General features: G+C 64.8%; 22 protein-coding genes and 1 pseudogene. 11 read left to right on the forward strand and 12 right to left on the reverse strand.

Going from position 1 to position 24,738, the window contains the following annotated elements; translation table 11 throughout:
* Window positions 1–100 precede the first annotated feature (100 nt).
* Window positions 101–739 (reverse strand): RibD family protein, encoded by a 639-nt coding sequence (locus tag ACOQPD_RS08085; protein ID WP_420611447.1) that lies wholly within the window; start codon window positions 737–739, stop codon window positions 101–103.
* Between the two features lie 99 nt (window positions 740–838).
* Between ACOQPD_RS08085 and ACOQPD_RS08090 the strand changes: the two genes are divergently transcribed.
* On the forward strand, window positions 839–2,134 hold the full coding sequence (locus ACOQPD_RS08090) for an ABC transporter substrate-binding protein (RefSeq protein ID WP_420611448.1): 1,296 nt from the start codon (window positions 839–841) through the stop codon (window positions 2,132–2,134).
* Window positions 2,135–2,274: 140 nt separating this feature from the next.
* Here ACOQPD_RS08090 and ACOQPD_RS08095 read toward each other — a convergent pair whose 3' ends face one another.
* From ACOQPD_RS08095 to ACOQPD_RS08120, 6 genes are all read right to left on the reverse strand, one after another.
* Entirely contained in the window at window positions 2,275–3,201 is a 927-nt protein-coding gene (locus tag ACOQPD_RS08095) for a DUF5615 family PIN-like protein (RefSeq protein ID WP_420611449.1), read from the reverse strand.
* Window positions 3,198–3,656 carry an RNA polymerase sigma factor gene (locus ACOQPD_RS08100; protein WP_420611450.1) on the reverse strand — a complete coding sequence of 153 codons (459 nt, stop codon included), beginning with the start codon at window positions 3,654–3,656 and terminating at the stop codon, window positions 3,198–3,200. The genes ACOQPD_RS08095 and ACOQPD_RS08100 overlap by 4 nt, the downstream gene beginning before the upstream one ends.
* Window positions 3,657–3,718: 62 nt before the next feature.
* Window positions 3,719–4,516 carry an ABC transporter ATP-binding protein gene (locus ACOQPD_RS08105; RefSeq protein ID WP_420611451.1) on the reverse strand — a complete coding sequence of 266 codons (798 nt, stop codon included), beginning with the start codon at window positions 4,514–4,516 and terminating at the stop codon, window positions 3,719–3,721.
* Window positions 4,513–5,538, reverse strand: a complete 1,026-nt coding sequence (locus tag ACOQPD_RS08110) for a FecCD family ABC transporter permease (RefSeq protein WP_420611452.1) — start codon at window positions 5,536–5,538, stop codon at window positions 4,513–4,515. Before ACOQPD_RS08110 ends, ACOQPD_RS08105 begins: the two co-directional genes overlap by 4 nt.
* A 1-nt stretch (window position 5,539) precedes the next feature.
* On the reverse strand, window positions 5,540–6,577 hold the full coding sequence (locus ACOQPD_RS08115; protein WP_420611453.1) for a FecCD family ABC transporter permease: 1,038 nt from the start codon (window positions 6,575–6,577) through the stop codon (window positions 5,540–5,542).
* Entirely contained in the window at window positions 6,574–7,743 is a 1,170-nt protein-coding gene (locus ACOQPD_RS08120) for an ABC transporter substrate-binding protein (protein WP_420611454.1), read from the reverse strand. Before ACOQPD_RS08120 ends, ACOQPD_RS08115 begins: the two co-directional genes overlap by 4 nt.
* Window positions 7,744–7,867: 124 nt before the next feature.
* On the opposite strand from ACOQPD_RS08120, the gene ACOQPD_RS08125 reads away from it, so the two are divergent.
* From ACOQPD_RS08125 to ACOQPD_RS08150, 6 genes and pseudogenes are all read left to right on the forward strand, one after another.
* A complete protein-coding gene (locus ACOQPD_RS08125) occupies window positions 7,868–9,601 on the forward strand; it encodes an ABC transporter ATP-binding protein/permease (protein WP_420611455.1) in 1,734 nt (577 codons plus the stop codon).
* Window positions 9,598–11,409 carry a thiol reductant ABC exporter subunit CydC gene (cydC, locus tag ACOQPD_RS08130; RefSeq protein ID WP_420611456.1) on the forward strand — a complete coding sequence of 604 codons (1,812 nt, stop codon included), beginning with the start codon at window positions 9,598–9,600 and terminating at the stop codon, window positions 11,407–11,409. Before ACOQPD_RS08125 ends, cydC begins: the two co-directional genes overlap by 4 nt.
* A gap of 181 nt (window positions 11,410–11,590) precedes the next feature.
* Window positions 11,591–11,983, forward strand: a pseudogene (locus ACOQPD_RS08135) (metal ABC transporter substrate-binding protein); the annotation flags it as partial.
* A 105-nt stretch (window positions 11,984–12,088) separates the two neighbouring features.
* Window positions 12,089–13,891, forward strand: a complete 1,803-nt coding sequence (locus ACOQPD_RS08140; protein ID WP_420614369.1) for a metal ABC transporter solute-binding protein, Zn/Mn family — start codon at window positions 12,089–12,091, stop codon at window positions 13,889–13,891.
* A gap of 44 nt (window positions 13,892–13,935) precedes the next feature.
* On the forward strand, window positions 13,936–14,643 hold the full coding sequence (locus ACOQPD_RS08145; protein ID WP_420611457.1) for a metal ABC transporter ATP-binding protein: 708 nt from the start codon (window positions 13,936–13,938) through the stop codon (window positions 14,641–14,643).
* A gap of 9 nt (window positions 14,644–14,652) precedes the next feature.
* Window positions 14,653–15,471: a metal ABC transporter permease gene (locus ACOQPD_RS08150; RefSeq protein WP_420611458.1), complete on the forward strand. Its 819-nt coding sequence runs from the start codon at window positions 14,653–14,655 to the stop codon at window positions 15,469–15,471.
* A gap of 157 nt (window positions 15,472–15,628) precedes the next feature.
* On the opposite strand, the gene ACOQPD_RS08155 is transcribed toward ACOQPD_RS08150, so the two are convergent.
* From ACOQPD_RS08155 to ACOQPD_RS08170, 4 genes are all read right to left on the reverse strand, one after another.
* On the reverse strand, window positions 15,629–15,985 hold the full coding sequence (locus tag ACOQPD_RS08155) for a hypothetical protein (RefSeq protein WP_420611459.1): 357 nt from the start codon (window positions 15,983–15,985) through the stop codon (window positions 15,629–15,631).
* Window positions 15,915–16,751, reverse strand: coding sequence for an ATP-binding protein (locus tag ACOQPD_RS08160; protein WP_420611460.1), 837 nt, complete (start codon window positions 16,749–16,751; stop codon window positions 15,915–15,917). Before ACOQPD_RS08160 ends, ACOQPD_RS08155 begins: the two co-directional genes overlap by 71 nt.
* A 198-nt stretch (window positions 16,752–16,949) precedes the next feature.
* Window positions 16,950–18,254, reverse strand: coding sequence for a branched-chain amino acid ABC transporter substrate-binding protein (locus ACOQPD_RS08165; protein WP_420611461.1), 1,305 nt, complete (start codon window positions 18,252–18,254; stop codon window positions 16,950–16,952).
* A gap of 1,087 nt (window positions 18,255–19,341) precedes the next feature.
* Entirely contained in the window at window positions 19,342–20,043 is a 702-nt protein-coding gene (locus ACOQPD_RS08170; protein ID WP_420611462.1) for a GIY-YIG nuclease family protein, read from the reverse strand.
* Window positions 20,044–20,529: 486 nt separating this feature from the next.
* Here ACOQPD_RS08170 and ACOQPD_RS08175 point away from each other — a divergent pair, with 486 nt between their 5' ends.
* The 4 genes from ACOQPD_RS08175 to ACOQPD_RS08190 all read left to right on the forward strand — a co-directional run bounded on the left by ACOQPD_RS08175 (window position 20,530) and on the right by ACOQPD_RS08190 (window position 23,330).
* Window positions 20,530–20,904, forward strand: coding sequence for a transposase (locus ACOQPD_RS08175; protein ID WP_420611463.1), 375 nt, complete (start codon window positions 20,530–20,532; stop codon window positions 20,902–20,904).
* Window positions 20,905–21,039: 135 nt separating this feature from the next.
* Entirely contained in the window at window positions 21,040–21,375 is a 336-nt protein-coding gene (locus tag ACOQPD_RS08180; RefSeq protein ID WP_420614370.1) for an IS3 family transposase, read from the forward strand.
* Between the two features lie 760 nt (window positions 21,376–22,135).
* Window positions 22,136–22,780: a reverse transcriptase domain-containing protein gene (locus ACOQPD_RS08185; protein WP_420611464.1), complete on the forward strand. Its 645-nt coding sequence runs from the start codon at window positions 22,136–22,138 to the stop codon at window positions 22,778–22,780.
* Window positions 22,752–23,330 carry a group II intron maturase-specific domain-containing protein gene (locus tag ACOQPD_RS08190; protein ID WP_420611465.1) on the forward strand — a complete coding sequence of 193 codons (579 nt, stop codon included), beginning with the start codon at window positions 22,752–22,754 and terminating at the stop codon, window positions 23,328–23,330. Before ACOQPD_RS08185 ends, ACOQPD_RS08190 begins: the two co-directional genes overlap by 29 nt.
* 130 nt (window positions 23,331–23,460) lie before the next feature.
* Here ACOQPD_RS08190 and ACOQPD_RS08195 read toward each other — a convergent pair whose 3' ends face one another.
* A complete protein-coding gene (locus ACOQPD_RS08195) occupies window positions 23,461–24,654 on the reverse strand; it encodes an ISL3 family transposase (RefSeq protein ID WP_420611466.1) in 1,194 nt (397 codons plus the stop codon).
* Window positions 24,655–24,738 lie beyond the last annotated feature (84 nt).

The following is a 24,738-nucleotide window of genomic DNA, read 5'->3' on the forward strand; positions in this document are numbered from 1 at the left end:
GGGATTATGTCATTCGCCAGCCGGGTTGGGAGGTGTTTCGCTCTGCCGTCCCGGAGCCGTGGTAGCTACGACCGCGACAGCTCGACACAGGCGGACTACGTCACCCTCGGCGGACCAGGTCGATATCAAGCCGGATCGACTCTCCGAGAGGGCGTCCGACCCCCGCCCTCACCACGCGAGCGTCAGCAAGCGTGCTCCACCGACCCTGGAACAGGGGAGCGCCCACCCCTCCGGCCAGCAACGGCCCGTAGTAGAAGACGGCACGGTCGATGAGGTGAGCCTCCAGGAGAGAGCGGAACAGCCGCGAGCCTCCTTCCACGAGGAGGTGCCGGATACCCATGGCGTAGAGCTCGGAGAGCCCGGCGGCCAGGTCCACCCGGTCGCCGGAGGAATCGGGTGCGATGATCACGCGTCCGGGCAGGTCGAGTCCGGTGGGGCTCATGAGGACAGGATCACGCCGGAACAGCTGCGCATCGGGCGGCAACCCGCCCTTCCCGGCCACGATCACGGGCACCGGTTGCTTCACGTCCCCACCGCCGTCGGGCGGCAGCCTCACGGTCAGCCGGGGATCGTCAGCCCGGACCGTCCCGGCGCCGACCATCACCGCATCGACCTCTGCCCTCAGCCGGTGACCATCCCGCCGCGCCTCCGGCGAGCTGATCCACTGCGACGTACCGTCGGCGGCGGCCAGTTGACCGTCGAGTGTCATCGCCGCCTTCATCAGCACGGTGGGCCGCATGCCGTGAGGCTACCGCCGGAACGCGCTCGGCTCGACCCGGCCTGTCTGCCGGGGCGTGCACCTCTGCGGGGTCGGGCCGCGAGGGTTGGGAAACTAGAGTTGCCGGACCGACCACTGGAAGTGTGCGTGATCGCCAGCAGCAGGACCGGCGCACCTAGAGCGGGCACCGCCTCGGGCGGGTCATATTTCACCCACCGGTTGACCGTCAGTGTTCTGCTGGTCGCCCTCCTCGTTCCCGGTTGCGACCGGGCGGATAGGTACGAACCGATGAAGCTCGGGTTGATGCTCGACTATTCCGGCGCTCCCGATGTCTCGGCCGACCGGGAGCGAGCATTCGAACTGGCCATCCGGCACATCAACGACGGCGGCGGCGTGCTAGGTCATCCGGTGGAGGGGGTGACCCGAGACGCAACCCGCCACCCAGGCCCGGCGGTTGAGGCGGCACAGGGCTTGCTCGAGGAGGGCGTACACGCCATCGTCGGCCCCAACGCCAGCGCTGCGGCCCTGGCGGTCGTCGAGGAGGTAACAGGCCCCGCCGCGATCCCCACCATCAGCCCCTCCGCCACCTCCCCGCAGCTGACGGAGGCCGCGGACCTTGACTTCTTCTTCCGCACGACCCTCTCCGACACGGCACAAGGCCCGGTGCTGGCCCGGGTCAGCAGGGATCGAGGCTTCGACAACGTGGGTCTGATCTACCGCGACGATGCCTATGGCCGCGGGCTGGCGGAGAGCTTTGCGGAGGCGTGGGACGGAATGCTGGAGGCTGTGGCCGCCGGCGACGGCCAGCAATCCTATCTCCGCGAGATTCGGCTGAGCGTAAGTGCCGGAGCGCAGGCGCTGGTGGTCGTCACCTACGACGACCAAGCCCTCACCATCGTCCGCCAGGCTCTCGACGAGGGTTTGTTCAGGCAGTTCGTGTTCGGCGACTCCGCCAAGAGACCTCGGCTGATCGAGGAGATCGGCGGAGCCGCGTTGGGGGGCATGTATGGCACGGCCGGAGCGCCGAGTCCTGACAGCATCGCCGCCCCGGCTTGGGAGGACTCATTCCGCGCCGAATTCGGCTTCCTGCCCGAGATGACCTATGTCAAGGAGACCTACGACGCCACCGTGGCCCTGGCGCTCGCCGCCCAGGCCGCCGGACGTCTCGACGGCGCCGCCATCCGCGACCAGCTGCGGGAGATAGGCGGTCCACCGGGCCGGGTCGTTCCCGGTACCGCAACGGGGGTGGCGGAGGGGCTCCGGCTGCTGGCTGACGGCCGCGAGGTCGACTACGAAGGGGTCGCCTCCTCGGTGGACTGGGACGAACACGGCGACCTGAGACGGGGCCACATCGAGGTGTGGCGCTTCACCCCGGACGGACGCATCGAGACGGTGGAGACGGTGCTGTTCGAGTAGCGAGAGCCACGCTCGCCCGTGGCCAGAACGCCGGGTGCCCGTCGGCGGCGGTTCAGCGGCGGGTGGTCGTCTCCCGCACGTGATCGAGCAAGAGTCGTTTGCGGTCGCGGCCTTCCGTTTGGCGGCGATAGGCCAACAGCTCAACTCAATTCGAAAAGGTCTACGTCGTTCTTGTGGAATGCGAGCAGATCATGATGCTTTTCATGGAGCATCCGTACGATTTCTTGCGGCTTCAAGTTGCCTGGCTGGATCCAAACGACCTTCGGCGGATGTCCAAGCTTGCGACTCAGCGTACGAAAGTCGGAGTCCGTGGAAGCTATAGCGAATGCACGACTCCGGGCATATTCCCAAATCGCCGGGTCGTCAGCGTTTTGGAGCCCAACGTGATTGATGTGGACGGACCCGGGGAAGAGATCTCGCAGTTCGTCCTCTAGCTTGGGAGACAGGTTCTGATCGAACAGGAACTTCATGCCGGACATTGCCCGCTCATGATCGAGGAGGAGTCGTTTGCGGTCGAGACCTCCCGCGTAGCCGTGCAGGCTGCCGTCGGCGGCGACCACGCGATGGCAGGGGAGTACGACCGGAATCGGGTTTGCCCCCAACGCTCTCCCCGTCGCCCGGGCCGCCTTCGGGTTTCCGGCCAGCGCGGCCACCTGTCCGTAGGTGCGGACCTCGCCCGGCGGTATTCCGGCGGTGGCTACCAGCACCCGGTCTTGGAAGGGCGTGATCAGAGAACGATCGACGCTCAGGTCGGGAACCGACCTGCCGCCGAAGTAGGCGTCGAGCCAGGAACGCACCCGTTCGATAGCCGACGGTGTCCGGATGATGCGGGGCGATACCTTGGCCGCCACCGTCTCCATGATCCGATCCAGGTCATCCGTTTCGAACGCCAGGGCTAGGAGGCCTTGTGAGGTCACCAGGGCCGTCAGATCACCGATGGGTGACTCCACCGCGCTGTAGCCGACCTGGGCCGACCCTTCCTCGATCGCCCGCTGCGTGAAGCGGCTCACGGCGTCCGCATGCCCACCAGACGGTAGGTTCCTGATCCGGTCGGCGACTCTGCTCATGTGAAGTCCTTTCGGAGGGAGGCCAAGCCGGCGCGCACGTTCTGGCGGGCGGCCGGTGCGCTGATGGACATGACCGAGGCGATATCCGCATAGGGCATATCGCCCAGGTACCGCAGGGTGACGGCGGTGCGTTGCTTGGTCGGAAGGCCGGCCACCCGGTTCCAGAGGTCGGCATCGCGTAGGGCCTCGGGCTGCGCGGGCCGGTCCGGGGGAGCGGGCGAAGGGATCTCCCGAGCGTACCTCCGTACGTGGTCGATGCCCTTGCGGCGGGCAATCGTGAACAACCAGCCTCTGAGATTCCCGTCGTGGCGTAGCCCCTCGTAAGAACGCAGCGCCGCCAGGAGGGTCTCCTGCAGGCAGTCGTCAGCCGCGTCCAGGCCCACCATCCCGCACAGGAAGCGGTGGAGTGCAGGAGCGTGCTCGTCGACGAGCCTCTGAAAAGGCGGCAGGTTCATTACCTATTAAACGGTAGAGGGCCACCATCCGTGAGATTGATCCATCCGGCTCGCTGGTGAGATCAGCTACCGCCGGGGCCGATGGGCAGGCAGATCACCCGACCGGATTCGGGGTCCGTGAAGATCTTCGCCGCTACCCCGAAGACCGTCCGCATAAGTTCGACGGTGAGCACTGCGGATGGCGCGCCGTCCGCCACGATCCGGCCACCATCCATGACGATGACACGGTCGGCATAGTTCGCTGCATGCACGAGGTCGTGGAGCACCATGACGACCGTCATATCGCCGCTCGCGCATAGGGACGCGACGAGGTCGAGAACCTCGAACTGATGCCGGACGTCGAGAAATGTGGTCGGCTCGTCCAGAAGTAGGGTGCCGGCGCCTTGAGCGAGGGCGAGCGCGATCCAAGCGCGCTGGCGTTCGCCCCCGGAGAGTTCGTCCAGGGGACGCTCCGCGAAATCGGCCAAACGCGTGAGCGCAAGAGCAGACTCCACGGCGAGCGTGCCCTCGGCGCCGAGCCGTCCGAACAGCCCGGTATGGGGGAAGCGGCCCAACTCGACGAGCTCGCGAACAGTCAACCCCGGCGGGCTCGACGGAGATTGGGGAAGGACGGATACCAGGCGGGCGATATCGCGAGATCCGAAGCTCCGGATGTCCTGCCCGTCGAGGAGTACGACGCCGCTCCGCGCCGGAAGCAGCCGGGCCATCGCCCGGATCACCGTGGACTTCCCCGACCCGTTCGGCCCCACGATTGCGGTGATGGTGCCCTGCTGCAGCCCCAGGTCGAGGCCATCGAGCACCATCCGCTTCCCGTAGCCGGCGCTTACCTGCGCCAGCCTGATCGGTTCGATCTCGTTCATCTGACGCTCCGCCGGATAAGGAAGATGAGCAGAGGCGCTCCGAAGACGGCCAGCACGGCCCCGACCGGAAGGCCCACCCGGTAGGCCGAGGAGGGAATCGGCGGCCTGATGGAAAACGATTGGGCGACGAGGTCAGCCGCCAGCAGGAGCACGCAGCCGATGAGGGCGGCCAGGGGCAGGACCCGGCGAGCGTCGGCGCCGACGATGGCCCGGGCGGCGTTCGGCGCCATCAGGCCGACGAATGCGATGGCTCCTGAGACACTCACAGCCCCGGCAGCCAGGACCGCGGCCAGCCCGAATAGCACGACTCGAGCAGGCTGCAACGGGAGGCCGAGAGCGCGGCCTGACTCGTCGTCGAGCTGGAGGAGGTTCGCGGCCCGGGCGGCCAGCAACCCGGCTGCGACGCCGACGACGGCCCATGGCAGCGCCAGCCAGACGTCGTCCCAGATGCGGCCATGCAGCGACCCGATGAGCCAGGAGAGGATGTTTCCAAGGGCGTACGAAGATCGCAGCATCACGATCGCGGTCAGCGATCCGAGGATCGCGTTGACGATTACCGCCGTGAGGATCAGTCGAATGGGATCGATGCGTCCGCGCGCCGAACTCGCGAAGAGCACCAGTATCCCTCCGGCCAGGGCGCCGAGGAGCACGACGAACGGAAGCAGCCGCCCGGGCTGAGGCAGGCCCCATGTGCCCGCGAGGAAGAGGACCGCAGCGAGAATCCCCCCCGTGGAGACGCCGGTGAGTCCGGGCTCGGCGAGGCGATTCCGCATGACGACCTGCAGCAATGCTCCCGAGAGGCCCAGCATGCAACCCACCAGGAGCCCGAGAATCGCGCGAGGCAGCCGCAGATCCCAGACGATGGTCCGGTCCGTGGGGTCCGTCAATCCGTCCACCAGGGCGAGGACGACACGATCCGGTGGGATCCAGACGGTGCCCAGTCCGAGGTGGAGGATGAAGAGGGCGATAGCCGCAGCGCCGGCCGCCAGCATGAGGGCCACGAACGAACGCGTCGATGTCACGTCAACGGGTCAGTCTCAGATTCGGGCGGCGGAGGAGCACGAGGATCATCGGAGCGGCCAGGAGGGTCGTGCACAGCCCCACGGGAAGCTCGCCCGGATAGATCACGACCTTGGCAAGCACGTCGGACGCCACCAACAGGAGCGCTCCGATCACTGTGGCCGCCGGAAAGAGAAGCCTCGCGTCCGGCCGCACGACTATAAGCCGAGCGATGTGTGGCGTCAGAAGCCCGACCCAGGCGATGGGCCCGGCGACGGCCACAATGCTCCCTACGAGTAACGCGGCCAGTGCGACGAAGACGCCGCGCATGCGCCTGGCCGGCATCCCCAGCGATGAGGTGACATCCTCGTCCAGCTGGAGCACGTTGGCGCCTCGGGCGAGGAGGAATGCTGCAGGAATCCCCACAAGAACCCATGGCCACACGAGCCGGACATGATCCCATGTCCTGCCCGAGAGGTTGCCGACCGTGAAAAGGAATAAGACCCGCACGGCGCCGGATGAAGCGGCGAGGCCGATAATCGCGAGGATGATCCCATTCAGGAGCGCCGCAACCGCGACACCGGTCAGCGCGGCTTCCACCGGTGTTCGCGCCCCCCGCGATGCCGCGAGGACGATCAGGGCGCCGCCGAGTCCCCCGGCGAGAGCCACGACGGGATGCAGGGCGAACAAGACAGGTGCGTTCAGCAGCAGGATGATCGCCATTGCCAGAGATGCTCCTGCCGATACGCCGAGCAGCCCCGGCGAGGCCAGGGGATTCCTGAGAACGACCTGAAGGATGGCCCCGGAGAGGCCGAGCGCCGCGCCGGCTAGCAGCGCCAGGATCAGGCGCGGCAGCCCGAGCTCACGGACCACGAGGCGTTCGATCCGGTCGCCGGATTCGCCCAGCAGGATGCCGGGAAGTTGCCCGGGCGCCACCCTCGGCTCGACCGTGCTCAGGTGGACCACGGCGAGGACGGCAAGCGCCGCGAGGATCGCTCCGACGGCGATCAGCCGTAACCAGGACCAGCCCGTAGCCGCCGCCGCGCCCGGGGGTTTGATCAAGGCAGAGGGGCCGGGAACGCCTCCGGGTAGATCTTCGGCATCGCCTCGTCGAGTACGAAGTTCGTGCCGTTAATGCCTCGGGATGTACCCCAGATGAAGAAGTCCACCTCGTGTACCTCGCCGTTCTGGACTGCCACGAGCTCCCTCCAGATCACATTGTCTACGAGCTGCTCGGACACCGGCTCCGGGGGTGTAGGCCCGAATCCGTAAGTCTGGACGAAGATGACATCGGGATCGACAGCGAGCAACTGCTCCACGGAGAAGCTCACGAACGGATTGTGGACATCACAACTGGTGAACTCCGGGGGGTACGCCGTTGCGTGAGCCAGCGCATCTATGGCCGGCGTGCACACCGTTTCGGCGCCGATATTGACGTCGGACCCGTACACCACCATGACGGACCTCTCGGTGGTGACTCCCGCAACGTACTGATCGAGCCGGGCCTCGAATGCCGCCACCGCGTCCTCGGCCTCGTGTTCCATTCCGAGAAGGATTCCGACCTCGACGACATGAGCGAGCATCCCCTCGACGCCGATCGGGTTGACGATGAACAGCGGTGCGATGCTCTCGAGGGCGGCGCGCAGGCCGTCATGAACTCCGCCGAGCCCGATGACTATGTCGGGTTCCGCCTGGGCGATGTCTTCCAGGCTCGGCTCGAAGAATGAGCCGCTGACGGGGCCGATCTCGGTCTCGTCCGGTCCCCAGTAGGCGGGATCGCGGTGGAGCAAGTCGTTCGCAGCCACCGGCTTGATTCCGAGCACGAACATCGTGTCCACGCAGAGTCCGGTGAGGCAGACAACCCGGACCGCCGGCGCCTCCAGCGTGACCATCTCACCCGTGGCGTCCTCGACGGTGCGCGGCTGATCAGCCATCGCCCCATCCTCGTGGTCGTCTTCGTGCTCGTCTTCGTGTTCGGCGTCCTCGTCTTCGTGTTCGTGGTGGTCGTCTTCGTGTTCTTCCTCGTGTTCTTCCTCGTGGTCGTGGTCGTCGGTTGTCGGGGGTGCGGCGGTGGTGGTTGTGGTCTCGGCCATTGCGGTGGTGGCCACGGTGGTGTCGCTCGCTTCATCGCCGCCGCAGGCCGCTGCTACCAACAACAGCGCAAATATCGCGGCGGCGGTCCGGGCTATCCGACCGGGTCTGGCCTTGGGTACCTGGACACGCGACATTCCGACTCTCCTACTCCGGGCGTTTCTCTGTCTCTCGACTACACTAATGATAATGATTCTCATTATCAATATAGGTATGGACCCGGACCGGTACGGTCGGCGGAGGCGCTAAAGACCGCACATGATGATCCACGGGCGAATCGTGGGGCTGACTGTTGGCGTGCGCCGGCTCCTGGCCCTCTCCATTGCGCTTGGACTGGCCGTCTCCGCGACCTGGGTTGCCCAGGGGGTCCTGATAGCGCTGGCCGTGCGGCAGATCCTGGATGGCGGTGGCTGGACTGCGATCGCGGGCCTTGTCGCAGCCGTCGCCGGCTTGACCTTGCTTCGCGCCGCGCTGATCTTCGGCAGCGAAGTCCTGGCCAAAAAGGTCTCGGCCGCCGTCAAGACCAAGCTGCGCCTCCGGCTGTTCGCTCAGCTGCTCCTGCTCGGACCCGGTTACCTGGAGCACACGGAAACGGGCAAGGTGCAGGCGACGCTGGTCGATGGCGTCGAAGCACTCGAGTCCTATGTCGGCTACTACCTGCCCCATGCCGTGGTGTCGGTAGTCGTTCCCATCTGCATCGTCGTCGTCATCGTGTCTCTCGATCCGCTCATCGGCGTTGTCGTCCTGGCCTTCGCGCTGGCCGTGCCGCTTATCCCCCGGATCTGGGACCGCATCCTGGGGGAGTACGGCCAGCGGCATTGGGCCGCGTACTCGTCGCTGGATGCCCGGTTCGTCGACTCCATGCAGGGCATGGTCACCCTGAAAGCGTTGAACGCGAGCGAACGGCGAGGAGAGCAGCTCCGGGCTGCGAGCCAGGCGCTCTACCGAGCCACCATGGCGCAGCTCTCGATCTCGATGATCCGGAATGGACTGGTCGGGTTCGCGATGAGCGCCGGCGTGGCACTCGCCGTCGGCATCGGAAGCTTCCAGGTCGCCGCCGGCGAACTGGGCATCGCCGCGCTGCTGGTCATCCTCTTCCTCTCGGCCGAGTGCTTTCGACCCCTCGTCGAACTGGATGCCTACTGGCATGCCGGCTACATGGGCATTTCCGCTTCGACGGGCATATTCGAACTGCTCGATACCGAACCGGGGATACGTGACGCGGCCGTCGGGAGGACCGGCGTCGCCACATCGCCCGGCGGAACGATCGCCCTCCACGACGTGACATTTCGCTACTCGAGTGATGCCCGCCCGGCCCTCGAGGGTGTGTCCCTGAAGATTCGCGAGGGCGAGACGGTCGCGATCGTCGGCAGTTCCGGCGCCGGCAAGACCACGATCGCATCCCTCCTGCTCCGGTTCTTCGATCCGCAGGAAGGCCGGCTGACCTTCGGCGGGGCGGACTTCCGCGACATCCCCCTGGACGACCTGAGGCGGTCCATCGGCTACGTCTCCCAGGACACGTACCTCTTCGGCGGGACCATCGGGGACAACCTCCGGATCGGCCGTCCCGACGCGACACCGGAGGCAATCCGGGATGCCGCCCGGAAGGCGAACATCCACGCGTTCATCCAGTCACTTCCCGACGGCTACGACACCATCGTGGGCGAGCGCGGCGCGAAGCTGTCGGGCGGTGAACGCCAGCGCATCGCCATCGCCCGGGCGCTCCTGAAGGACGCGCCGGTGCTCATCCTCGACGAGGCCACCTCGAACCTCGACGGCGCCAACGAGGCGGCGATCCGCCAAGCACTCAGCCTCCTCGCGCAGGGGCGGACCACCATCATCATCGCCCATCGCCTCTCGTCAGTGGTACACGCGGACCGCATCGTGGCGCTCGACAACGGCCGGGTCGCGGAGTCGGGCCGGCACGGGGATCTCGTGTTGCGGGGCGGCCACTACGCGCAGCTGGTGCGCGCCCAGCGGGAAGGCATCTCATGACCACGATGGCCGACCCGAGGACAGCGCCGGCGCAGGGCGGGCAGAAGGCGACCCGGTTCTCGTCCGGCTTCTGGCAACTCCTCTGGATGATCCGGGGTTACTTCGGCCTCATGGCGCTCGCAATCGTGACGGGCATATTGAACCAGGGCGCCACGATCGCCGCCGCGGCGCTCGGCGCCTACATGGTCGGCCAGGTCGCGGTTGGCACGACAGCCGCCGACCTTCGCACCCCGGCCTTGGCCCTGGGGGCCGCCGTCTTAGTTCGCGCCGTGATGGCCTGGGCCGAGATGTGGGTGGCTCATGATCTGGCCTACCGGATCCTCGCGGAACTGCGCGGCCACCTCTACTCCGCTCTCGAGCGGCTCGCCCCCGGGTACCTGATCCAGCGGCGGTCCGGCGACGTGGCCTCTACGGCGATGGCGGACATCGAAACCGCCGAGTGGTTCTATGCCCACACCGTTGGAACCTTCGTCGTGGCCGTCGTGGTTCCGCTCCTGGCGTTCGCCACCCTCGGAGCGATGCACTGGACCCTTGCGCTCGTGCTCCTGCCCTTCGCTGGTCTGGTCGCGGGTGCGCCATTCGTGCTGCGGCGCCGCGCCGCCAGGCAGGGCGACGCGCTGAGGGCCGAACTCGGCAATCTGAACGCGGAGGTCGTGGACGGTGTGCAGGGCCTGCGCGAGCTGGTGGCGTTCGGGTCCCAGCGGAGGTTCCTCGCCAACCTCGAGTCTCACAGCAACCGGTTGGTCCGCTCGCAGCTGATCTACGGAATGCGCGCCGGGATCGAGCAGGCCGCCGTCGTGGCGTTCATGAGCTGCGGCATGCTGAGCGTCGTTGCGGTTGCAGCGAACCGCGTTTCCCGTGGTGACCTAGACCCTGCCTACTACCCCGTGGTGATCACGCTCGCCATCTTTGTCTTCGTCCCGATCCTCGCCATCGCGAAGGTGGCCCAGAGTCTCGGGATCGTCTTCGCCTCGGCCGAACGCGCCTTCCGGCTGTTGCGCGAACCGGCGCCCGTTACGGACGCGCCGGGGGCTACTCCACCGGATTCCGAGGTGGAACCCCGGGTCGCTTTCGCGGGAGTGACGTTCAGTTACCCCGGCGGCGGGACTTCCGCGCTGCAGGATGTCTCGTTCGAGATCGCGCCCGGGGAGACTGTGGCGCTCGTCGGCCACTCCGGGGCGGGGAAGACCACTTGCGCGAGCCTGCTCATGCGCTTCTGGGACGCTGACACCGGGACCATCGCCATCGGGGGGCATGACGTGCGCCATCTGCCCCAGCGCTTCCTGCGGGAGATCATTGCGTGGGTGCCCCAGGACATCTATCTCTTCAATACGAGTCTGCGGGAGAACCTCCGCATGGCGCGCCCCGACGCCACCGACGCCGAAATCGAGGACGCAGCACGGACCGCCCTGGCGCACGAGTTCATCACCGCGATGCCCCGCGGCTACGACACGGTTGCGGGGGAGCGCGGCGTCCAGATGTCCGGTGGCCAGCGCCAGCGCATCGCGATCGCCCGCGCTCTGCTGAAGGACTCACCGGTACTGGTACTCGACGAAGCGGTGTCGAGTCTCGACACTCGCAACGAGCAGGAACTCAACCTGGCGCTCCATGCTGTCCGTCAGGGACGGGCGACCCTCGTCATCGCTCACCGGCTGTCGACGATCCGCAGCGCCGACCGGATCGTCGTTCTCGAAAGAGGGCGAGTCGTGGAGCAGGGCACCCATGAAGGCCTCCTTGCTCGCGGCCGCGCCTACAGCTCGCTGATTGCCGCACAGACCGAGGCGGCCCACCGTGTCTCGAGCGGCTAGGCACTTCGCCCCGCCCGAGATGTAGGAAATGAGAATGATTATCATTATCAGTATCATCTGTCCCTCCAAGCCCCCAGGGCTCTTTTAGAAGGAGAAATTAAGAGTGTTGGCGATGTTTGATCGTAAAGCAAGTTCTGGACGTCTGGCCCGGTCGTTGACTGTAAGCCTGGTTGTGTTCTGTATGGCACTCCTGGCCTGCGGGGATGACCAGGACACGCAGCCAACGGTAGGAACGCAGCCGGCTGCTGCCGGCGAGAGTGCCACACCCTCCCTGCCACCGATCCAGGTGGTGGCAACCACCAACTTCGTGGCTGACTGGGTTCGAGAAGTAGGTGGAGACAGGGTGGAGGTCTTCGGCCTGCTGCCACCGGGTGGTGATCCGCACTCATTCCAGCCGGGAGCGCGCGACGTTGCCAGAGTGGCGGATGCGGATGTCGTGTTCACTGTCGGTCTCGGTCTGGAGGCCGATTGGCTGGACGATCTGTTACACAGCGCCAGCGCGGATGAGTCCCGGATAGTCCCGCTCGGTGACTTCGTCGATCCCATGGAGTTCGCGGACGATGATCACGATGACCACGACGAGATGGGTGAGGCGGATCATCACGATGATCATGACGACCATGCCGATCACGACGACCACAACGAGGACGCTGATCATGATGAGGACTCCCATGGCGAGATGATCGCGGGCCGCCTGGTCGTTGCTGATGCGGCAGGAGCGCACCTTTCCGTCATCGATCTGTCGACCGATGACGTTGACAGCGGGATCTTCGAGGTCGCCGCGCCCGGCGCGACCGTGTACCCCAGTCCCACCCATCGCTACGCCATCGTCCTCGCCCGCGGGCCGGAGGACGGCGACGACCGCATCCACATCTTCGACGGCGGGGTGTTCCTCGTCCCACACGGCGATCACTACGACCTGGTCAGCGAGCCCGTGTCACGCCACTCGCTCGAGATCGTCGAGGAGATGCCGGTCCACTACGTCAACACCCACGGCTGGACCACGATCTTCGCCGACGCCGAGGGCCATGTGATCCTTATCAACGAGCAAGATCTGGCCAACTCGACGGGCGACTATGAACCGATCGTGCTCGAGGCCGGGCCGCAACATGGTGCAGCTCTGGTGATCTCTGAGGGACACATCGCCGTAACGACTCCGCATCCGGAGCACGCCGAAAACCCCGACTTTTGGAACATTCTTCCGGAAGGTGTTGAAGTGCGTACGTTCGACAACGAACTTGTCTTCGACGCAGGAGAATGCCATCGCCTGCACGGCGAATCGCATAACGCGCACGGCGCAGTCTTCGGCTGCTGGGACGGGACGCTCTTCCTGGACGCGCACGACGGCGAGTACGAGCGTGAGCTCATTCCCTATCCACCGGAGGCTGGTGAATACGGAGAGTTCGCGATCGGCCAATATTTCGGTCATCATCAAAGCGACCACTTCTTCGGCCAATCGACCCTCTTTCCCGGCGGGGAGTGTTGTGTTCAGGGCGGCGTCTGGCTGGTAGACGTGGCCCACGGCGAAATGAGCGAGGTGTTCGCTGAGCCCAGTGCTGCGGCTGCGTTCTCAAGCGACGGCGAAACCTTCTACATGCTCGCGGCTGACGGCGTTCTGCGCGCGTTCGACGCCCATGACGGCGAACTGATCGGCACCATGCAGTTGGTGGACCCGTTCGAGATGGTGTTCGGGAGTCCCTCGCCCGCGATTGTCGTCGTCGGCGACATGATGTACGTCGCCGACCCGAACAGCGGTCATGTCCTCGGGGTCCATCTCACGCACATGGAGATCGAAGAGGAATGGCACGTCGGCGGGGCGCCGTCGAGCCTGGCCTTCGTAGGTATCGCCGACTCGGGCGACGCGCACGAAGATGAGCACGCGCACGAAGATGAGCACGCACACGAAGATGAACACGGGCACGAAGATGACGGCCACGCTCACCACCATCACGGCCCTCATGATCCGCACTTCTGGTTCGATCCGATCCGGGTGAAGGTCGCAGTCAACGAGATAGCCACTCGGCTCGCGGCCATAGATCCCGCGAACGCGGACGCCTACATGCAGAACGCCGCGGAATACGGGCAAGAGCTGGACGAGCTTCATGCCTGGACCCAGGAGCAGGTCAGAATGGTGCCGCCGGATCGCAGGCTGCTGGTTACGTCACATGACAGCCTCTCCTACTTCGCAGCGGCCTACGGGTTCGAGATAGTCGGGCTGGTCATTCCGTCCTTGTCGACCCATGTGGAGCCCTCCGCGGAGCACATCGCGGGACTGGTCGACGTGATATGGGAGCACAACGTGCCGGCATTGTTCGGCGAGACGACGGTCAGCGACAAGCTGGCGCAAGCGGTGGCAAGGGAGACTGGAGCGACGGTGGTCCAGCTCTACTCGGGCTCGCTCGGGCCGGAGGGCAGCGGCGCCGACACGTACCTCGGCATGGTGCGGACAAACGTGGAACGCATTGTCGAGGCATTGAAGTGACCACCGGTCCGACCTCACACAGGGCGAGCATGTCGCTTCAGGGCGTGACTGTCGAGTTCGGCGGGCACCAGGCCCTGAGCAACGTCACCTTCGACGTGGATGCGGGGACCCTGATGGGAGTTGTCGGACCGAATGGAGCCGGCAAGAGCACCCTCTTCAATGCCATTGCAGGCCTCCTCCCGGTTCGCCAGGGCACGGTGACCCTTCACCGCGGGGGGCAGGAGAGCGGAGCGTTGGCATACGTGCCTCAACAAGAAAGCGTCAACTGGCGGCTGCCTGTGACCGCGATGGACGTTGTGATGATGGGCCGCTGCTGCAGGATGGGATGGTTCCGGCGGCCCGGGAAGAAAGACCGGGAGATCGTCAATGCGTGCCTGGGCCGGGTGGGCCTGTGGGACCATCGCTCTGCTCTGATGACGGAGCTTTCGGGAGGGCAGAGGCAGAGGGTGTTCATCGGCAGGGCGCTGGCCCAGGAGGCAAGCGTGCTCCTGCTGGACGAGGCCTTCAGCGGCGTTGATGCCGGCGCCCAGGAAGCCCTGGTCGGGGTCCTCCGGACCCTGCGGGATGAAGGGCGAATCATCCTTCTGGCGACTCACGACCTCACCAACCTGGCCGGCCGCTTCGACGAGGTGCTGTGTCTGAACCGCCACGTGTGCGCCTGCGGCCCTCCTGACCAGGTGTTCACGTCCGAGGTCATGGAGCAGCTGTACGGCGCGCACGGTGTGTGCCTCGCCATGGACGGGGAGAGCTAACAGCTCGACGTGATAGATTTCGTTGTTGTACCCCTAGAGCACGGCTTCATGGTGAGAGCCCTCATCGGCTCGATCCTCGTGGGCGTGATGTGTCCGCTGGTCGGCGCGTACGCCGTCACCAGGAACCTCGCCTTTATCGGGGACGCCCTTGCCCACGCCGTGCTTCCGGGCATGGTGCTCGGCTTCATAGTCGGCATCAACCCGGCGATAGTCGCAGTCCCGGTCGGGGTGTCCGTTGCCGTGCTGGTCAGGACGGTGAGCCGGCGTGCGGGCCTCAGCCCGGATACCTCCATAGGCATTCTGTTTGCGACCATGTTTGCCCTAGGACTAGTAATGCTGGCTACTTCAAGGACGATTACGGTCGACATTGAAGACCTGCTCCTAGGGCAGGTCCTGGCAATAACCCCCACCGGCATCTATGTGTCCCTCGGGATAACCGTGATGGTCATCCTGGGGCTATTCGCCTTCCACCATTGGCTGCTATTCGCCAGCTTCGACCCCCTGGGGGCGCAGGTCATCGGCATGCGCGCAAAGTTCGCAGACTACGCTTTTCTGGTCATGCTCGCCCTCGTCATCGTGATAGGAATTCAGGCGGCGGGCATCATTCTCGTCATGGCAATGCTTGTGACACCCGCGGCCACGGCGTACATGCTGGTGAGGCGTTTTGTCCCGGTCATGATGGTGGCCGCGGTGTTGGGGACCGTGGCCGCGGTCACCGGCCTCTATCTCTCCTACTACGTCAATCTGCCGGCCGGTCCGGCCATGACCCTGGTGGCAAGCGGGGTCTTCTTAGTAGTGATCTCACTCAGGCGAGGATCTCCAGCCTGAGAATCTTCCCGGGAAAGACCACCGTAATCCGAGGCACGCAGTTGATCCGTGTGGAACGGCGGCAGGTGCATTACCTATGAAACGGCAGAGCGCCACCAGCTGTGAGATGGATTCGACTCGGGCCCGTGCGGAGGGTCCCGGTCCGGAACACTCTCCGTCAGGACATGGCCCGTAGCCATTCGCGAGCAGCAGGATCGGCGAAGGTGACGTACCCGTATCGTGTTGCCACGATGGCGTTCTTGCTGATCAGCCGGCTGCGGTAGGTGCTCACCTGTTTGGGGCTCATACCCGCACGCCGCGCGATGTCGGAGACGGCCGTTTCGGAATCATCCCGCGCCATTGCCGTCAGGAAGCTCCGGTCCCGCCCTGAGAGGGTGTCCCACAGAGGCTTGAAGAAGATATCGGCGCTGGCGCGCCGGGCGACGGCGATGCCGTCGGCAGCTTCAGAAGCGTTGATGCCTAGGTTCGGGACCCGGGCCGCGTTCCATATCTCGTATCCGACCAGTTGAGTCATGTACGGGTACCCCCGACTTGCGTCCGCCGCGGCGTGCAAGGGATTGCCGGCAATGCGTGATCCGCCAAGGCGAAAGGTGTCGACCAGTACCTGCCTGGTGACGGTGATGTCCAGCAAGCCCAACATCCAAGCGGCGACAGCGTTGGAGGAAGGTTGCCGCGTCTCCGCTCATCAGATCGGTCAGCAGGCGTGGAAGCCCGGCCCCGACGAACGCGACCGGCTGCTGGGCCCGGCGGGTGATCTTCTGTATTACGGCCCCGAAGCGTCGTGTCTCGGCTATGTCGGCGCTGTGAAGTTCGTCCACCGTAATCAGTAGCCCGGCGCCGGTGCCGGAGAAATGGTTGGCCAACTCCCCCACAATGGCCCTGAAAGCAGAGTTTCGTACGCTCTCGTCCCGTCTCGAGGCTGCGACTCTCTCCATCCCACCGCCAATCCCCAGCATCTGGGCGTGGCCTCCGGTCATCGAATCCGGATCAGGGCGCAGTTCCTGCAACAGGATCAGACCGCCTTCTGCGAGTTCATCCATGAACCGGCCATCTGTAGCTGTAGCGCCCAGAACGCGCCAGCCCTTCCGGTGGGCCATGTCCTCTATCTCGTTCAGCAGGACCGTCTTGCCCATACCCCGATCGCCGGTGGCCAGCGTCGTATAGGCAGGATGTCGGGGCCCTGTTTCCAGCGCGGTACCGATTTCGTCGACGAGCCGGTCTCGGTCACCGACCACCAAGGGTGGGGCACCGAATGTCGGAGTGAAAGGGTTATGAGCCATCGTGGCGATCAGCCCATCCGAACCTCTGGGGATATTGGGGGAGTTCTTGTAGATTCTGTAGATTTCCCTGCCGGATGGCCTGCCAATCCGTTCGACGCCTTGGGGACCTGCTGCGAGAGCCGCAAACTCCCGGTACGCGCCGCCCCGCTCTACGGGACGTTTGGTGATGCGTCAGGCCTCGGCTAGGGAGGCGCGTGACTACCCGTCGTCGGGACCGACCTCGTAGATCACGCTCTGGCGGGTGGCTTCGATGTCGGTGGAGTCGAGATGCTCGTGGATCACGACCCGGGAAGCGCCGCAGTCTCCGAACTCGTCGCAACTCAGAATCCCGGTGACACCTTGGAATCCGGACAGGTTGTCGAGGTACTCGCGTATTCCGGCCCGGTCGATCACGAGGGCCCCATCATCCGACCTCACGTAGGAGGCCGCGCTGATCGCATCTAGGAGCAGGACCGTGGCGTCGTAGGCGTGGCCCCAGTACGTACCGGTCGGCGACCCTTCCGCCGTCTCCTCGTACCGGGCCCGGAGGCGGGGGGCGCTCTGGCCGGTGGTCTGGTTGGTGTTATCCCCGAAGCGGGAATCGGGACCGGAGACGTAGGTGCCCTCGCTCTGGGGCAGGCTCAGGAAACTGTCGTTGAGCAATCCGTCCGCGGTGGCGAACACCATGTCTGAGAACCCTGGTATCTCCGCGGCCTGTTCCACCAGGTGACCGCCCGTCGGCCAGAAGATCGGGAAGAACAGGGCCTCCGGCTCGCCGGCGGCGATCTCGGTGAGGACCGGGACCAGATCCTCGTCCTCGCGATCCACCTCCCAGATACCGGTGATCGTGCCGCCGTGCTCTGCGAACGCGTCGGAAAAGGCGGTCGCCAGGCCCAACGTGTAGGGGCCGCCATCGTGAACCGCCGCCGCAGTAGTCACGCCTTGTCGGTAGAGGAAATGAGCCACGGACTCGCCCTGGATGAGATCGTTGTGGGCCGTCCGGTAGTAGCCCGGGAAGTGGCTGGCCCCCTCGTTGCCGGCCAGGTCGGACGTGAGCGACGGCGCGGTGTTGCCGGGGGAGACGAGCACCATCCCGGCTCTGGTAAGGAGCGGTGACGCCTCGGCCGCCGCTATCGAGCAGTTGGTCCCGATGACCCCGGCCACGTCGCCCTGGGCGACGATGACCTGGGCTCCGGCGAGACCACCTTCGGCTGTGCACGTGTCGTCGAGCGCAGCACCGAGGTTGACCCCGCGGCCCTTGATGGGACCGTAATCCTCGACGGCGAACACGATGGCCATCTCCGCCGAGTTGCCGAACAGGGACAGATCCCCCCCGTTGGTGTAGAAGGCCCGGATCTGTATCTGCCGGCCGTTGAGCACCTCGATGAGGCCCAGCGATCCGTCGCCGAGATGGGGCTCAACCTCGTCCCCGGTCGTGCAGGCCGGTGCCACCAGGAGCACGAGCAGCAGCGGGACCGCCACCAGCCTGGACATCGTACGGGCGTCGACCCGCCGGATTCTCATCACTCACTCCTCCCCACGGGTGCCGCAATAGTAGAAGCCAGCAACGAGTCATCCGGGGATTGTGAATGGTCACGTCCAGGGGTGTGGCGGAAGAGAGGGTTTCGCGTCGCCGCTGTTGGTGGGTTCTCTTCTAGCTGATTTAGGTTCTGGGTGCGGCCTCTTCGGTTGGCTCTAGGCGTTCGGGTTCGGGTTCGAGGAGCCGGATACGTGCCTGGGACAACTGTGGAGGCTCATGCAACGACGGGCTAAAGCCTCCTCGACCTCGTATGGAAACTGGAGCGGTTTAGCCAAATAGAGCTCTCCGTCCTAAGACCGCACGGGTAGCTGATCGGAGACCGTTCCCCGTGCAGAGCGCTGCGCTCTGCTTCCAACACACATCTCCACGTGAAGTCGATCCGGGCCACACCGTCGGACGCGAGGACACGAGCGGTCTCTTCAAAAGAACCACGACCAACAAGCCGATCAGCGTTAGCCAGCGAGTCGACTACGACCCGCTCGGCCTTGGGTGGACTCTCAAATCGGAACTGCCGATCCCAAGTTCGAGCGTTGCCAGTCTTCCTCGCCCACGACACCCACGCGCTCGCTGGCTCAGCCACCGGTGCCGTCCAGAGCCGGCCCGCCGGCTTCTACAACCCGCGTGGCGCTGCCCCAACCGTACAGCGTTGCGGACCAGCCGCCGCGGCCATGTGCACCGCAGGAAGAACGAACCGTTCGACAAGCATTTCGCTGACCGCGCGAACAGCCTCGAGGGCCTCACCCATGATGCGTAGGTCCCCTCGCCGGAGCGGCGACGCCCTGCCAATGAACTGCGCGTCGTATAGTACGAGGACACATCGACCAAAGCAGCGGCCACGACACTGTCATCAACCGAACGCGCACCCTCAATCACCAAATGTGGGAGTGCAAATCCTCCCAGGACAGCAAATCAAAAGCCAAGAGAGTGTTATTACTTAACAATCGATGTCAGCCAACTTAGACGCCTCGTACGCTTTCTGGGAGAGTAGTGAGAACGGCACCCGCCAGCGACGACCCCGCCAGCCGTGTTGCCCACCCATCGGCGGCATTTAGCTAACACAATAGAGGGGGGCTAGTCGAGGGCGGGTGGCCGGTAGTGGAGTTGTTTGTGGGCTTCCAGGACGGTGCGACCGTCAGGTAGGAGCCAGTAGGGGCTTGGCTGGTGAGATGCGAGTTGGCGGCCTCGGAGGAAGCTGCGGAGACCGACGGTGAGGGGTGTGAGGGAGATAGGCAGGCTGTCGGTTCCGGGGCCAGGGTAGCCTTCGGGGTAGCGGGTGAGAACGACCTTTTTATGCGTAGCGACACTGGCGATGGTATCGGGATGCTGGATGAACTTGAGGACGGTTCCGGCCTCTGCTCCGAGGTCGTCGAAGTTGAGCGGGGGAAGCTTTTTCTTAGCTCTGGTCAGCGCTCCGCTGTCTTCTATCGGGGATGGTTGGCAGTCTGATGCTGGGAGATCGTCGATGGCAACTAGCTCGAGGATACCGACCGCTTGGTGGGGGTCGATCTCGAAGTACTCCCGGCTGGAGTTGACACGGTAAGGGGAGAACGCGTTGTGAAGGGCGGCCTCCCACTGGTTGGAGTGATCGACGAGGGCCGCGTAAGCAATTTCGAACGGGAGTGGAACACCGGTGGTGTAGAGGGCGGCGGCGCGTTGGTAAGGGTCTTCGGCCATACCGATCTTGACGAGCCCGGGCATGGCCTCGTTCGTCAGGATGTAGACGAAGCGCCGCTCAGTGGAACCGGCGGCGTCTTGGGGCTCGTCAGAGGGCATAGCGAGAGTGTACCAAATCCGACACTACACGGGCTCTACACCGGCGCACCTTCGACGTCAGCGCCCGCTTCTGCGTGACGGGTCAGCGCAACGACACCGCTGTGGGTCGGGTCGTGCGGTTCGTATGTGGGAACCGGCAGATGTTTCAACGGGTTCGGGTCGTGACACAGCTGTGGCGTCTTCGACTCGCGCCAGGGTTGCTGCAGCCAGTCGGAGTTCAGCACACCGACAAGGTATAGCGCTGGGTCACGTCCAGGGATGTGCGTATGGGAGGGGCGGGGGAACCTGTTCGGTCAATACCCGCATATTGGAGCCGACGGGTCTATCCCCACCAGCTTTCATAGGCTACGTCATGTCTGGAATAGGACGTCCATGGCGTCACTGTCGAGCTTCACGCCCCACCGGCCGTGCCGGCCGACGATGGTCCCTTCGATCCGCTCTGGCGCTTTCCGCCGTTGGAGAGTACCCTGAGGTTGACCCGATTTGGTGGACACTCAGGTGGTACCCCAGTTTTCCGGAGTCGGCATATTTGAATTGGTGGTGTGGGGTCTCATGCCCTATCGCTATCCACCCGAGTTCCGCCGCAAGGTCTTGGATCTGTTGGCTGCTGGAAGGTCTGTGGCGTCACTGTCTGCTGATCTTGGTGTGTCGGATCAAACGATCTACAACTGGCGACGCCAGGACGCGATCGACCGGGGCACCGAACCGGGCCTGACGTCTTCGGAGAAGGAAGAGCTGCGAGCCGCTCGCCGTAGGATCGTCGAGTTGGAGACCGAGCTGGCAGTGACCAAGCGTGCCAATGAGCTGCTGAAAGCCCAGGTGGTGACCGCAGGGGACGGTACGAAGCGATCCAAACCATGAGGGGCGAGGGGCTGCCTACTCGGGTGGCTTGCCGTGTGCTCGGGGTGTCGGAGTCGGGGTTCTACGAGTGGAGAAACCGCCCACCGTCAGCTCGGGGCATCCGCCATGCGTGGTTGACTGATCTCATCCACCAGCATCTGCCAGCAGGCCCGCGGGACCTATGGGGCACCGAGAGTGCACGCCGAGTTGAGGTTGGGTTATGGGATCACCGTGGGGCACAACGCGGTGGCGATGCTCATGCGCAGAGCCGGCCTACAGGGTCTGAGCGGGAGCCGAGGTCCCAGACGGCGGCGAATCAGTCCCGCGGATACCCCAGCGGACCTAGTAGACCGCGACTTCGCCCGCCACGGACCCGACCAGCTGTGGGTCACCGATATCGAGCGCCACGAGGCGCTGACCAATCGTGCGGTGGTGGGAGGCCACCGCCTTGTGCCCGTCGCAGCGGGCACGTTGAAGCTGGGGGCAGCCTGAACCCCTGGAACGGGGGGTTCGGGTGGGAAGCAGCCCTGACAACGACGGAACGGATCAGTATCGCCAGATGGTCCGGGTCCGGCTAGCGAGACAGAAAGGTGTACGTGAGGAACCAGCGACCGAAAGCTCCTCAAGAGACCCAGCGGCTCGAACCTGGCGGATCAGGGCCGCGTAGCGATGCACACCCGCAAGGCGATGCCGTGTGGGTGACTCTGTGGCCGGTAGATGTCGCCGGTCGGGAGGCCATGGTGAAGGCCTGCGGCGTAGCCATGGCGATGTTGCAGGGGCATAGTTGGGCACCGACCCTGTCGAACGGTTGGAAACCGAGTGTGGGAACCATCCCTCCGGTTCCTCACCGGTCGGTATCTCACCGGTTGGTAGGAAAGGTCCGTTGCCGGCTGATGCCGGTGGGGTGGGGCGGAGGACCCGTAGTAGTCCGAGATCGGGAAAGCCGGTCACATGGCGAAGGGGTCCAGTGTGTTCGCAGCAGACGTGTTGATCACGGAGGTCGCTGGTGAATACCGGCGCACCGTGGCCCGGCTCTTCGGAGGCTGAGCGGCGGGTACGTGTGATGCAGACGAAGCTGCACCGATGGGCGACGGCCGATACGGGCCGTTGCTTCGATGATCTATACAACCTTGTCTATGACCCGGCGTTCCTCGTTGCGGCGTGGCGTCGGGTCCGGGGCAACAGAGGCGCACGAACGGCAGGGGTTGACGGGGTGATACCCCGCTCTCTTCCTCCCCGTGCTGAGCGATTGTTGGTCGGGCTGCGGGATGATCTCAAGGCTCGCCGGTTCGTTCCCCAACGGGTGCGGCAGAAGACGATCCCCAAGAGTTCGGGCAATATCCGATCTCTGGGAATCCCGACTACTGCCGACCGGGTTGTGCAAGCCTCGTTGAAGCTGGTGCTAGAGCCGATCTTCGAGGCGGATTTCAAACCATGCTCGTATGGTTTCCGCCCGAAGCGCCGGGCGCAGGACGCTATCGCTGAGATTCACTTCCTCGGGTCACCAACCCGCAACTACGAGTGGGTGTTCGAGGGAGACATCGAAGCATGTTTCGATACGATCGACCACACGGCCCTCATGGACCGGATACGAGACCGCATCGGAGACAAACGTGTCCTGCGGCTGGTGAAGGCGTTCCTCAAAGCTGGTGTCCTCTCCGAGGACGGCAGCCGACACCGGACCATCACCGGCACACCCCAAGGCGGCATTCTGTCACCGCTGTTAGCCAACATCGCCCTATCCGTCCTCGACGAGTACTTCACCCAGAAATGGGAAGCGCTCGGACCGGAATGGACACGTGCCAAGCGTCACAGGGCCGGGGAACCACTCATGCGCCTCGTCCGCTACCCAGCACGACTTCGTGATCATGGTCCGCGGAACCCGCAACGACGCTGAAGCACTCCGGGACGAAATAGCGGCGGTGCTAGCACCGATGGGTTTGCGCCTATCGGCTGACAAGACAAGGGCCTGCCACATAGACGAGGGATTCGACTTCTTGGGCTGGCATATCCAACGCCGGGCCCGGAGGAGCCGAGCCAACAAGAAGGCCGTCTACACCTACCCCTCCAAGAAGTCACTCGCTTCGATTGTGGGCAAGGTCCGGCGGCTCACCCGCCGCAGACATCATCGAACGCTCTCAGACCTGCTACGCCGACTAAACCCGGTGCTGCGGGGCTGGTGCAACAACTGGTTCCGTCACGGAGTATCAAAACGAACCTTCGGCTACCTCGACCACTACGCCTTCTGGCGCATCGTCGGATGGTTGAAGAAACGACACCTCGGACTGAACACGCACACCCTGGTCCGCCGCTACCTCCCAGGATGGGAGATCAGCGCCGGGAGGATCGAAATGTTCCGACCAAACCGGTTCGCCGTAGTGCGCTACCGCTACCGGGGCACCAAGATACCAACACCCTGGGAGAGCACAACCACAACAGCGGCATGAACGCATGGAGAGCCGGATGCAGCGGAAGTTGCACGTCCGCATCACGAGGGCGGGCCGGGGAAACCCACCAGCCGAGAAACTGGAGGCTGCGCGATTTCGTGGGTTTTGGGTGCTGTAGCCGGTGTGGGGGTCATCTTACGAGGATGCCGCGGGCTGCGTAGTTGTCGGGGTTCGTGAACCCGTGAGCGACGCGTCGTAGGACTTGTAGGAGGTTGTTGATCCCTTCGATGGGTCCGTTGGTGACCCGTCGGGCGCTGTGGTAGGCCAAGATTTCTTCTCCCCAGGAAATGATCGTGTCCACAACGTCGTGGTATTCGGGGATCTGGCCGCTGTCGTAGAGGTCAGCGAACCGGGCGAGCGCCTGGTTGGCTCCTTGGAGGTCGTCGGCTTCGTAGATGCTGTAGAGCTCTTGGAGAGCATCCCACGCCGTCTTGAGCCGAGGGTAAGCCTCGAACAGTGTCTCCAGATGCTTGCGGTGGGCGTCGGTGAGATGGTCTTCTCTCCGCAGCAGGGTGAAGCGCGCTCGGAACAGGTCCGGCTCGAATGCTGGGGGTGTCTGGTCGGGGTCGCGGCGTTGGAGTTCTCGTCTTACCAGAGTCAAGCCTTCGGTGAACCAGCGAACCACATGGAAGCGATCCAGGACGTGGCGGGCGTCGGGCAGGTATTGGCTAATCGCAGCTTGGTAAGACCGTGAACCGTCTGTGACGACGATCTCCACCCCCTGGCACCAGTCCGGCCCCTGTTCCCTAAAGAACCTGCTCAGAGACCCTTTCGTGCGTCCTGGGATCATCGCCAACACCTGTTTGGTGTCCCCACACGCAACCACGGTCACATACCGGTGACGACGCCGAATCGACGTCTCGTCCACCAACAACACCCGACACGGCCGGACCCGACGCCGCTTCGCGACCCGAGCCGAATGGGCTCTCACCAACGCCATGATTCGATGCCAACCCACCCCATGACGGCGAGCCACCGCCCTAATCGACATCGCCCGGGCGTCCTCCACCAGCCGGCGAGAAAGCCGCCGGGTGAGACTCCCCTGAAACTGGTCATGCTCCTCGAGGTGCCGCTCCCCACAGTTGCCGCACACGAACCGCCGACGCCGCCACACCAGCGTCGTCCGCCGGCCCGACACCCCAAGGTCGCGGACCCGCTTGACCCGCCGATCCCACACCCGACGGCAGCGGAACCCGCAATACGGGCACCGCGACCACTCCCGAGACGACTCCACCTCCACCTCCAGGCGGTCAACCGTATCGACCGCCACACCCAGCACCCGAACACCACCCAACCACAAGCGAACGGACATAACATCAGACATCGAGGCCTCCTGGCATCGGCGAACTGGTACTTCACCGATTTCAGCGAGGCCTCACCCCCAAACCAAGGATTTCAGGCCCCCGCA

Source organism: Candidatus Spongiisocius sp., assembly GCF_965221825.1.
Taxonomy (GTDB): domain Bacteria; phylum Actinomycetota; class Acidimicrobiia; order Spongiisociales; family Spongiisociaceae; genus Spongiisocius.